Raw genomic sequence first — 10904 nt, forward strand, 5'->3', positions numbered from 1 at the left:
GCCGGTCCCCGGGGAGGTGAGCTCGCCGCGCGTGCGGGTCAGGCGGGCGGCGGTTCGCTCGCCTCGGCCGCGCCCCCCGCCAACTCGAACGCCTCGATCAGGAAGCGGACGGCCGTGCGCTCCTCCTCGTGAAGCTCAAGCTTCACGAACGACGGCACCGTGCGGAGGTCGAGCCCCTCCGCCTCGATGTACGACCGCGCGATGGCTATGGCCTTGACCGCCTGGTTCACCGCGTGCGGGCCGATGGCCTGGACCTCGACCTCGCGGGCGCTCCTGAGAAGCGCCGCGATCGCCCCGGCGACCGAGTTCGGCCGGGAAGTTCCGGAGACGCGAAGGATTTCGATGTCGGACCTCCATGGGGCTGGGTTACGGGGATTATGCACCGCGCGAGCAGGCGCCGTTGCCCGCGCGTCACGCTGCCGCGGCAGCGCGACGCGCCTTGACACGGCTCCCCGACGCTCGTATAGTGCCCACCAATGACGGTTTCGCTGCACGGGACTACGATCAGCTGGGGCCTAATTACCAGCTCGTGGGGTCGTGCCGGCTAACCGCCATCTAGCCTGCTCTCGAGCCCCGCCGCAACCTCGGCGGGGTTTCTTTTTGAGCGCGGTCGGCAAGCGATTTCGGAGAGGGCGCGGAGGTCATCGATGACGGGTTCGGAAGTAGTGATGAAGATGCTCGAGCGGCAAGGCGTGGAGGTGATCTTCGGGCATCCGGGCGGGGCCATCATGCCCATCTACGACGCCCTCTACGACTCGCCCATCAAACACGTGCTGGTGAGGCACGAGCAGGGCGGCGCCCACATGGCCGACGCCTACTACCGCGCCAGCGGCAAGACGGGCGTGTGCTTCGCGACCTCCGGCCCCGGCGCCACCAACCTGGTGACGGGTCTCGCCACCGCCATGATGGACTCGTCGGCGCTGGTGGCCATCACGGGCAACGTGCCGAGCGGGCTGATCGGCACCGACGCGTTCCAGGAGGCCGACGTCTACGGCATCACCGGCCCCGTGACCAAGCACAACTACCTCGTCAAGGACGTGGCCGAGCTGCCGCGAGTGATGGCGGAGGCGTTCCACATCGCCTCGACCGGCCGCCCCGGGCCGGTGCTGATCGACATCCCCAAGGACGTGCAGCTCGCCAAGTTCGAGGGGAGCCTCGACGTGGCCGTCGACCTGCCCGGTTACCGCCCCACCGTCGTGGGCCACGCCGGCCAGGTGGCGAAGGCCGCCGAGGCCGTGCGCGCCGCGAAGCGGCCCGTCCTCATCGTGGGCGGTGGCGCTCAGGTTGCCACGCGCGAGGTGGCCGAGCTCGTCGCCCGCACCGGCATCCCGGTCATCACCACCCTGATGGGCATCGGCGCCTACCCACCCGCGGCCGAGGAGGCGCTGGGCATGCCCGGCATGCACGGCACCGTCACCGCCAACAAGGCGATCAGCCACTGCGACCTCATCCTGGGTGCCGGCCTGCGCTTCGACGACCGCGTGACGGGCAAGATCAGCCGCTTCGCGCCCAACGCGACCGTCGTCCACATCGACATCGACCCCGCCGAGATCAGCAAGCTCGTCAAGGCGCACGTGCCGGTGGTCGGCGACCTGCGCGACGTCCTGCCGCGCCTCACCGCGGAGCTGGGGCGCCTCGACATCGACCCGTGGCGCGAGACGCTGGCGGACTGGAAGGACACCTACCCCGAGAAGTACAAGCTCGACAAGCCGCTCGTCTCGCAGGAGATCCTGGCCATGCTGCGCGAGGCGACCGGGGGCGACTGCATCGTGGCCACCGAGGTCGGGCAGCACCAGATGTTCGCGGCACGGATGCTGCCGTCGACCAAGGCGCGCTCGTTCATCACCTCCGGCGGCCTCGGCACCATGGGCTTCGGCCTGCCCGCGGCCATCGGCGCCGCCATCGCCAGGCCGGGCGAGACCGTCGTACTCGTGGCGGGCGACGGCAGCATCCAGATGAACATCCAGGAGCTGGCCACCCTCTACAAGCAGAACGTGCCCGTCATCATCGCCATCCTCAACAACGGCATGCTCGGCATGGTGCGGCAGTGGCAGGAGCTCTTCCACGCCCAGCGCTACAGCGAGGTCTACCTCGCGGACTCGAACCCCGACTTCGCCAAGCTGGCTGAGGCCTACGGCATCGAGGGGCACAACGTCTTCGACCGCGAGACGGCCCGCGAGGCCGTCGCGGCCGCCGTGGCCGCCAAGAAGCCCGTCCTCCTCAACTTCTTCGTCTACGAGGCCGAGAAGGTCTTCCCGATGGTGCCGTCCGGCGCCGGGGTCGACGAGATGATCCTCGGCGATCAGGCGCCGACCGCGCCCGCGCAGGCCGCCGCGGCGCAGAGCGCCGAGGCGGTGACGCGGTGAGCAAGCAGTACGTGCTCAGCGTCGTCGTGCGGGACCGGCCCGGGGTGCTGGTGCGCATCGCCAGCCTCTTCGCCCGCCGCGGCTTCAACATCGAGTCGTTGTCGGTGGCGCAGACCGAGCGGGCGGGGATCAGCCGCACGACGTTCGTCGTCTCCGGCTCCGACGACACGGTCGAGCAGGTCGAGAAGCAGCTGCAGAAGCTCATCGACGTCCTCACGGTGGTCGACCACAGCCGTAGCCGCTCCGTCGACCGCGAGCTCATGCTCCTCAAGGTGAGGGTCAAGAACCCCGACGAGCGCGTGGAGATCCGCCAGATCGCGCAGGACTTCCGCGCTCACATCGTCGACGTGGCCCGCACGGCCCTCGTGTTCGAGGTGACGGGCGACGCCGCCAAGATGGACGCCTTCATCGAGCAGATGCGCCCGTTCGGCATCGTGGAACTCATCCGCACCGGCCGGGTGGCGCTCGAGCGCACCCCGGCTGCCGCGGTCGCCTGAGAGGCGCCCCCCGCTCGCCCGCCGCTCGCGCGCCCAGGCGCGCCCAGGTGCGCCGGAAGCGGCCACCATCCACCCTAGCGACCTACCCCGCGCCGCCGCGTCCGCGGCGGCGACCCAAGGAGACGAACAGAGAATGGCCAACATCTACTACGACGCCGACGCCAACCTCCAGCACCTCGCGGGCAAGACCATCGCCGTCATCGGCTACGGCTCGCAGGGCCACGCGCACGCCCTCAACGCCAAGGAGTCGGGTTGCGACGTGGTCGTGGGCCTCAGGCGCGGCTCGCCCTCGTGGTCCGAGGCCGAGGCGGCCGGGCTCAAGGTGATGGAAGTCGACGAGGCCGCCAAGGCCGGCGACCTCGTGATGCTGCTGCTACCCGACGAGGTGCAGAAGGCCGTCTACGAGAAGCAGATCCGCCCGCACCTCGAACCGGGCAACGCGCTCCTGTTCGCCCACGGCTTCAACGTCCACTTCGGCCAGGTGGTGGCGCCCGACGGCGTGGACGTCTTCATGATCGCGCCGAAGGGCCCGGGTCACCTCGTGCGCCGCGTCTACACCGAGGGCGGGGGCGTGCCCTGCCTGCTGGCCATCCACGCCGACCCCACCGGCACCGCCAAGAACCTCGGCCTCGCCTACGCCAAGGCCATCGGCGGCACGCGCGCCGGCGTGCTCGAGACCTCGTTCCGCGAGGAGACGGAGACCGACCTGTTCGGCGAGCAGGCCGTCCTGTGCGGCGGCGTGTCGCACCTCATGCAGGCCGGGTTCGAGACGCTGGTCGAGGCCGGTTACGACCCGGAGATCGCCTACTTCGAGTGCGTCCACGAGATGAAGCTCATCGTCGACCTCATCTACGAGGGCGGCATGGAGCGCATGCGTTACTCGGTCAGCAACACGGCGGAGTTCGGCGACTACCGGACCGGGCCCCGCATCGTGACCGACGCCACCAAGGCCGAGATGAAGCGCGTGCTGGCCGAGATCAGGAACGGCAGCTTCGCCGCCGACTTCCTGAGCGAGAACGTGACGGGCCAGCCGCGCCTCAAGGCCGGCCGCAAGAACACCGAGATGCACCTGTTGGCGCGCACCGGGGCGCGCCTCCGCAAGATGATGCCGTTCATCGGCGGCAAGCGCTGAGGGGCGCCGGGTAGGGGCCAGGGAGGACAGGCAGATGGCGTACATCAAGTTCTTCGACACCACGCTCCGCGACGGCGAGCAGAGCCCGGGCGTGGCGCTCAACACGCAGCAGAAGCTCGACATCGCCCAGGCGCTCGCGAGACTCGGGGTCGACATCATCGAGGCGGGCTTCCCGATCACCTCGAGCGGCGACTTCGACTGCGTCCAGCGCATCGCGAAGGAGGTGCGCGGTCCGGTCATCGCGGCGCTCGCCCGCACCCACAAGCTCGACATCGAGCGGGCCGCGGAGGCCATCGCGCCCGCCGAGCGGGGCCGCATCCACCTCTTCACGAGTGCCAGCGACGTGCACCTCGAGTACATGCTCCGCAAGACGCGCGACGAGGTGCTCGCCATCTCCGACGAGACCGTCAGGTACGCCAAGCAGTTCACGGACGACGTCGAGTTCTCGGCGCAGGACTGCATGCGCGCCGACCCCGCCTTCGTCTACGAACTCGTGCGCGTGGCCATCGCGGCCGGCGCCACCACGGTGAACATCCCGGACACCACCGGCTACGGCACGCCCCTCGACTACGGCGCCCTCATCAGGAGCATCTTCGAGAACGTGCCGGAGGCGCGCGGCGTGGCCATCTCGACCCACTGCCACGACGACCTCGGCATGGCGACGGCCAACACGCTGGCGGCGGTGGAGAACGGCGCCACGCAGGTCGAGGTCACCATGAACGGCATCGGCGAGCGCGCCGGCAACACGGCGCTCGAGGAAGTCGCCATGGCGCTCTACACCCGCCGCGACCATTACGGGCACGACATCGGCATCAACACCCGCGAGCTCTACCGCGTGTCGCGGCTCGTGTCGCGCTACACGGGCATGATGGTGCAGCCGAACAAGGCGATCGTGGGGGAGAACGCCTTCGCGCACGAGTCCGGGATCCACCAGGACGGCGTCATCAAGAACCTGAGCACGTACGAGATCATGAACGCCGAGCTGGTCGGACGCGAAGCGGGCGTGCTCGTGATGGGCAAGCATTCGGGGCGCAACGCCTTCCGGCAGCGACTCGGCGAGCTCGGCTACCAGGACCTGTCGCAGGAGCAGCTCAACGAGCTGTTCAAGCAGTTCAAGGAGCTCGCCGACGTCAAGCAGTCCGTCACGACCGAGGACCTGCGCGCCCTCGTCGAGAACGAGATCGTCAAGGTGGCCGAGACCTACAGGCTCGAGCACGTGCAGTTCCAGTCGGGGATGGGCGGCATGACGCCGCAGGCGCTCGTGCGCTTGCGCTCGCCCGACGAGCTGCTCGAGGCCACGGCCACCGGCTCGGGTCCCGTCGACGCCGCCTTCAAGGCGCTCGCCAGCCTCACCCCCATACCGCTGGTGCTCGAGAGCTACGACCTCAAGGCCATCGGCAGCGGCACGGACGCGTTGGGCGAGGTGACGATCCGCGTGACGGCGGGTGGGCAGACGCTCTTCGGCCGCGCCATCTCGACCGACGTCGTGCACTCGTCGGTGCTCGCCTACGTCGACGTCATGAACAAGCTCGCGGCCGGGGTGGGCAGGGCGAAGGCGGAGGGCGCCACCCTCACCATGACGCTACCGTGAGCGGCCTAGCGCCGGCGCGCGGCGGCGGGGTCGTCGAGATCTACGACACGACGCTGCGCGACGGCACGCAGGGCCAGGACGTGCAGTTCACGAGCGACGACAAGGTCGCCATCGCCAAGCGCCTCGACGCCTTCGGCGTCGACTACATCGAGGGGGGCTGGCCAGGCTCCAACCCGAAGGACGCGCGCTTCTTCGAGGCGATGCGGGGGGTGGAGCTCGCTCACGCCAAGCTCACCGCCTTCGGGAGCACGCGCCACAAGGACGCCCTGCCCGAGGACGACGCCAACCTGCGGGCCCTGCTCGACGCCGGCACGGAGGTTGTGGCCATCTTCGGGAAGTCGTGGACGCTGCACGTGGAGCACGCGCTGGGCGCCACGCTGGACGCGAACCTGGAGATGATCCGCACGTCGGTCGAGTACCTGCGGGCGCAGGGGCGGCGCGTGCTCTACCTGGCCGAGCACTTCTTCGACGGTCACGCGGCCGACGCCGACTACGCCCAGGCCACGCTCCGGGCGGCCCTGGCGGGCGGCGCCGAGCGCCTCGTGCTGTGCGACACGAACGGCGGGTCGTTGCCGGGCACCGTCTCCGACCTGACCAGGGCCGTGGTGGCGATGAGCCCGGTGCCCGTCGGCATCCACGCCCACAACGACGGGGAGCTGGCGGTGGCGAACAGCCTGGCTGCCGTGCAGGCGGGCGCCTCGCACGTGCAGGGCACGATCAACGGCTATGGCGAGCGCTGCGGCAACGCCAACCTGGTCAGCATCGTCGCCAACCTGAGCCTGAAGCTCGGGCGCCCCCAGCCGCAGCGGCTCGCCGACCTGAAGGCGTTGTCGCGCTACGTCGACGAGCGCGCCAACCTGTCACCCAACGTCCGCGCCGCCTACGTCGGCGACGGCGCCTTCGCTCACAAGGGCGGGGTGCACGTGTCGGCCGTCAACAAGCTGCCGCAGACGTACGAGCACGTGCCGCCCGAGTCGGTGGGGAACCGCCGGCGCGTCCTCGTGTCGGACCTCTCCGGGCGCGCCAACGTGGTCGCCAAGCTGGCGGAGTGGGCCGACGGGGCCGCCCCCCACGCCGGGGCGGCGCATGCCGCCGGCGCCGATGCTCGCGAGGTGGTCGCGCACATCAAGGAGCTGGAGGCGCGCGGCTACGCCTACGAGGGCGCCGAGGCCAGCTTCCAGTTGCTGACCCGCAAGGTGCAGGGCGGCTTCGAGCCGTACTTCCACATGGACGGCTTCACGGTCATGATCGACAAGACGGTCGGCGCGCCGCGCTGCGAGGCCACGGTGCGGCTGCGGGTGGGGGAGCATGCGGAGCATAGCGCCGCCTCCGGCGACGGGCCCGTCAACGCCCTCGACCGCTGCCTGTTGAAGGCGCTCGGGTCCTTCTACCCGTCGCTCCTGACGCTCACGTTGCGCGACTACAAGGTGAGGGTGCTGTCCGGCCCGGAGACGGGCACCTCGAGCGTCGTGCGGGTGCAGGTCGAGATGGGCGACGGCAACACCACCTGGAGCACGGTCGGGGCGAGCACCAACATCATCGAGGCGTCGTACGAGGCGCTCATCGACGCCTACGAGTACAAGCTCGTCACCGACGGCGTGGTGCCGCCGGCGGCCGGCAAGGAGCTGCCCGCCAGCGCCTGAGGCCGCGCGTCAGCCGTAGGCCGCGACCGTGCCGTCGAGGGCCGCGACGATGACGCGGTCGCCCAGCGGCAGGGCCGACGCCTGGATGGCGGCGTTGGCCACCTTGTCGAGGAGCAGCACGCGGCCGCTGCGAGCGTCGAGCACGATGAGGTCGCCGCCCTCCGTCACCACGTAGAGCGCGCCCGCCGCCACGGCGGGCGCCGCCGTGACGGGCGCCGGCAGCGGCCTCGTCCAGACGTCGTCGCCGCTGCGCAGCGCGAGGCAGTGGAGGCGTTGCCCCCACGACACGACGTAGACGTACTGCTGCCACACGACGGGCGTGCTCCACTGCTCGCCCTCGAGGTCGTAGCTCCACAACACCTCGCGCTTGGCGAGGTCGAAGGCGTGCACCTCGCCGTCGCGCACGGGTATGAGGAGCACGCCGCCCGCCGCCGCCGGCGGGGTGGTGACGGCGCCCACCTCCACCTTGAAGGCGGGGCCGCCGGTCTGGGCCCGCACGGCGTGGAGCCAGCCGTCGCGGGTCGGCACCAGCGCGAGGCCCGCGTGCAGCGTCGGCGCGGTTGCGGGCGGCCCGCCCAGGTCGGCGCGCCACCGCTCCTCGCCCGTCCGCGACCAGTGCGCGAGGCCGCCGTCGAGGCTCACCACCAGCTCGTCGCCGTACGCCGCCGCCCCCACGACCTCGTCGTCGAGGCGCTGCCAGGCGAGCTCGCCGCGGGGCCAATGGAGGGCGCTCATGGCGCCGTCGCGGCTCGTCATGAAGAGGGTGTCGGCCACCACCAAGGGCGGTTGGCTCGCCTCGTCGTGGAGCTCGAAGGTGGCGTGCAGGCCGCCGTCGGCGGGGCGCACGACGGCGAGCGCGTCGGAGCGTTGCCCGACCAGCAGGAAGCCGCCCGCCGAGGAGAGCCCGGAGGGGAACTGCGGTCCCTCGTCGAGTTCCAGGCTCCAACGGCGGGCCAGCGTGGCGGGGTTGGCCGGGCCGTTCGGGTAGGCGCCGGTGCGGCCCGGCCCGGCGTGGGCCTGCTGCGGGGCGCGGCCCAGCACGGCGGCGCGGATGGCGCGCAGGGCGTCGGCCACCGCCCAGCCCGAGCTGGGTCGCTTGGCGGGGTCCTTCTCGAGTAGCGCCAGGATCAGCCGCGCCAGCGGCGTGGGCACCTGCGGGTTGACGTCTTGCGGGTGCGCGGGCGTGCCGTAGACGTGCTGGTAGAGGACGGCCTGGTCGTTGTCGGCGTCGAAGGCGGCCACGCCCGTGGCCGTCCGGTAGAGCACCGCTCCGAAGGCGTAGAGATCCGTGGCGGCGCCGGTGGGCTCGCCCGTCGCCTGCTCGGGGGCCATGTACTGCGGCGTGCCGAGGGTGAAGCCGGTGCGGGTGAGGGCGCGCGAGCTCTCGGTGAGCTGCACCAGCCCGAAGTCCATCACCTTGGGGGTGCCCTGCGGCGTCACCAGGATGTTGCGCGGCGTCAGGTCGCGGTGGACCATGCCGAGGCGGTGGACGTAGCCGAGGGCCTCGGCGACGGTCGTGGCCGCCCCCAACAGGCGGTCCGCGCCTTCAGGGTCGCCCTCGTATGGCCCGATGTCGGTGATCGGTCCGCCCTCGATGAGTTCCATGGCGAAGTAGACGTACTGGCCGAGGCCGAGGTCGTAGATGGTGACGATGCCCGGGTGGTTGAGGCGCGCCAGGGCGCGGATCTCGCGCCGGAAACGTTCGCTGTCGGCCTCGGTCAGGTGTGGCCTGAGCGCCTTGAGGGCGACGGTGCGCTCGAGGTGCGTGTCGCGCGCGCGGAACACGTGCGCCATGCCGCCGACACCGAGGGGCCCGAGGATCTCGTACCGGTCGTCGACCTTGTCGCCGGTCTCGAACATCGCGCGCTCGCCCCGCCCTCAGGCTTCGTCGAGAGCCTTCAGGATGTCGGGGTCGAGGGCGCCCTGTTCGACGGCGCGGTTGAGCATCTCGATGCCGAGCCTGACGACCTCCGACTTCGACACGAGCCGTTCGGGGTTCGAGAGCTGGTACGCCGTCTTCGTCAGCAGTGAGTCCTGCTCCTCCGTGATGACGACCTGAAGACGCTTGCTCTTCTCGCGCTTGGCCAAGGCCCTTCCTCCGGGGTGGCGCGCCGGCCGGGCGGTTCGTCCGCCGCCGGAAGTGCGATGCGCCACTTGCTCGCTGCGCAGATCATAGCAGGATGAGCATGTCCTTGACGCGTATGATGTGACGCATTAGACTCGTTCTGAGCCACGTGTGTAACTTGCACATCGTACTCGGGTCTTCCGCGCGCCGCCGCGCCTTTGGAGTTGGGGATGGAGAACCACGACCTTCTGCTCGTACGGGGCGGCACGCCCCTCACCGGCGAGCTCACCGCCTACCGCGCCAAGAACTCCGCGCTCTACCTGATGCTGGCGGCCCTGCTCACCGACGAGCCGGTGGTCCTCCACGACGTCCCCAGGCTGTCCGACGTGCTCGTGAGCGAGGAGATCCTCCGCCACGTCGGACTCGCCACGCGCTGGGAGGGGCACGACCTGCACCTCCACGCGGCCAACCTCCGCACTCACCACGCGCCATACTCCCTGGTCAGCAAGATGCGCGCCTCCTTCGTGATCATGGGGGCGCTCCTGGCCCGCACCGGCGAGGCGCGCGTGAGCATGCCGGGCGGCTGCGCCTTCGGGCCGAGGCCCGTCGACCGCCACCTCGAGGCGTTCCAGGCGCTGGGCGCGTCGATCGTCGAGGAGGACGGCGACTTCTACGCCAAGCGCACGGGCAAGCTGCAGGGCGTCGTCAGGTTCGAGGCGCCGACCGTCGGCGGCACCCAGAACGTCCTGCTCGCCTCGGCGCTCGGCGCCGGCGAGGTCGTGATCGAGAACGCCGCGCGCGAACCCGAGGTGCCGGACCTCGCCAACATGCTCAACGCCATGGGCGCGGACGTGCGGGGCGCCGGGACCTCGGTGATCACCGTCGTGGGCGCGCCCCGCCTGCGCGGCGTCCACCACCGCCCCATCGCAGACCGCATCGAGGCCGGCACCTACCTGCTGGCCGCGGCCGCTACCCGCGGCGCCATCACCCTCTCCGACCTGGAGCCCGCACACCTGACGGCCGTGCTCGACACCCTCGAGCGCACCGGCGTCGAGGTCCGGCGCGGCGCAGACAGCGTGAGCATCGACGCCACCGGTCCGCTGCGTCCGGTGGACGTCGAGGCGCGCGAGTACCCCGGCGTGCCGACCGACCTGCAGGCGCCGTTCTCGGCCTACCTCGCCACCCTGCCCGGCCTCAGCCGCGTCCGCGACCACGTGTACCCCGACCGCTTCACCCACGTCGAGGAGCTGGCGCGCGCCGGCGCGCGCCTCAGCCTGGAAGACGGCACGCTCGAGATCCGCGGCGGTCCGCTGCGCGGCGCCGCCATGTACGCGGCCGACATCCGCGCCGGCGGCGCCCTCGTGGTGGCTGCCCTGGCCGCCGAGGGCCTGAGCGAGGTGGGCGGGATGCGCTTCGTCGACCGCGGCTACGAGCGGCTGGCGGAGCGCCTGCGCGCGCTCGGCGCCCGCGTGGAGCGCGCCGTCACCCCGCCGCTTGCGGCGACGGGCACCTACGGCGCGTGAGCACCGAAGCGGCCTCCGGCACTCACGGCTGAGGTCCCGCACGCCTAGGTCGGCTCGGGACCGCCGAGTTCCCCGCTGACGTCCCCG

General features: G+C 71.1%; 9 protein-coding genes. 6 read left to right on the forward strand and 3 right to left on the reverse strand.

Going from position 1 to position 10904, the window contains the following annotated elements; all coding sequences use genetic code 11:
* Positions 1-38 precede the first annotated feature (38 nt).
* Positions 39-344 (reverse strand): stage V sporulation protein S, encoded by a 306-nt coding sequence (locus tag H3C53_09150; GenBank protein MBW7916833.1) that lies wholly within the window; start codon positions 342-344, stop codon positions 39-41.
* Between the two features lie 303 nt (positions 345-647).
* Between H3C53_09150 and ilvB the strand changes: the two genes are divergently transcribed.
* The 5 genes from ilvB to H3C53_09175 all read left to right on the forward strand — a co-directional run bounded on the left by ilvB (position 648) and on the right by H3C53_09175 (position 7229).
* On the forward strand, positions 648-2366 hold the full coding sequence (ilvB, locus tag H3C53_09155) for a biosynthetic-type acetolactate synthase large subunit (GenBank protein MBW7916834.1): 1719 nt from the start codon (positions 648-650) through the stop codon (positions 2364-2366).
* Positions 2363-2863: an acetolactate synthase small subunit gene (ilvN, locus tag H3C53_09160; GenBank protein MBW7916835.1), complete on the forward strand. Its 501-nt coding sequence runs from the start codon at positions 2363-2365 to the stop codon at positions 2861-2863. The genes ilvB and ilvN overlap by 4 nt, the downstream gene beginning before the upstream one ends.
* 133 nt (positions 2864-2996) lie before the next feature.
* Entirely contained in the window at positions 2997-3995 is a 999-nt protein-coding gene (ilvC, locus tag H3C53_09165) for a ketol-acid reductoisomerase (protein MBW7916836.1), read from the forward strand.
* Positions 3996-4029: 34 nt separating this feature from the next.
* Positions 4030-5586 carry a 2-isopropylmalate synthase gene (locus H3C53_09170; GenBank protein ID MBW7916837.1) on the forward strand — a complete coding sequence of 519 codons (1557 nt, stop codon included), beginning with the start codon at positions 4030-4032 and terminating at the stop codon, positions 5584-5586.
* The gene (locus tag H3C53_09175) at positions 5583-7229 is read left to right on the forward strand and encodes a citramalate synthase (GenBank protein ID MBW7916838.1); all 1647 of its coding nucleotides are present in this window, start codon (positions 5583-5585) and stop codon (positions 7227-7229) included. Before H3C53_09170 ends, H3C53_09175 begins: the two co-directional genes overlap by 4 nt.
* Positions 7230-7238: 9 nt before the next feature.
* Here H3C53_09175 and H3C53_09180 read toward each other — a convergent pair whose 3' ends face one another.
* Both H3C53_09180 and H3C53_09185 read right to left on the reverse strand, forming a co-directional pair.
* Complete coding sequence (locus H3C53_09180) at positions 7239-9089, reverse strand: PQQ-binding-like beta-propeller repeat protein (protein ID MBW7916839.1); 1851 nt, start codon at positions 9087-9089, stop codon at positions 7239-7241.
* 18 nt (positions 9090-9107) lie between these two features.
* Positions 9108-9317: a transcriptional regulator gene (locus H3C53_09185; GenBank protein ID MBW7916840.1), complete on the reverse strand. Its 210-nt coding sequence runs from the start codon at positions 9315-9317 to the stop codon at positions 9108-9110.
* A gap of 207 nt (positions 9318-9524) precedes the next feature.
* Here H3C53_09185 and murA point away from each other — a divergent pair, with 207 nt between their 5' ends.
* On the forward strand, positions 9525-10817 hold the full coding sequence (gene murA / locus H3C53_09190) for a UDP-N-acetylglucosamine 1-carboxyvinyltransferase (GenBank protein MBW7916841.1): 1293 nt from the start codon (positions 9525-9527) through the stop codon (positions 10815-10817).
* Positions 10818-10904: the final 87 nt, after the last annotated feature.

It is taken from the genome of Trueperaceae bacterium (genome assembly GCA_019454765.1).
GTDB lineage: Bacteria > Deinococcota > Deinococci > Deinococcales > Trueperaceae > JAAYYF01.

Bases quoted from the DNA above. Each gene is read 5' to 3' on its own strand.
- ilvB (MBW7916834.1), top strand. From the start codon at position 648: ATGACGGGTTCGGAAGTAGTGATGAAGATGCTCGAGCGGCAAGGCGTG.
- murA (MBW7916841.1), top strand. From the start codon at position 9,525: ATGGAGAACCACGACCTTCTGCTCGTACGGGGCGGCACGCCCCTCACC.
- H3C53_09170 (MBW7916837.1), top strand. From the start codon at position 4,030: ATGGCGTACATCAAGTTCTTCGACACCACGCTCCGCGACGGCGAGCAG.
- ilvC (MBW7916836.1), top strand. From the start codon at position 2,997: ATGGCCAACATCTACTACGACGCCGACGCCAACCTCCAGCACCTCGCG.
- H3C53_09180 (MBW7916839.1), bottom strand. From the start codon at position 9,089: ATGTTCGAGACCGGCGACAAGGTCGACGACCGGTACGAGATCCTCGGG.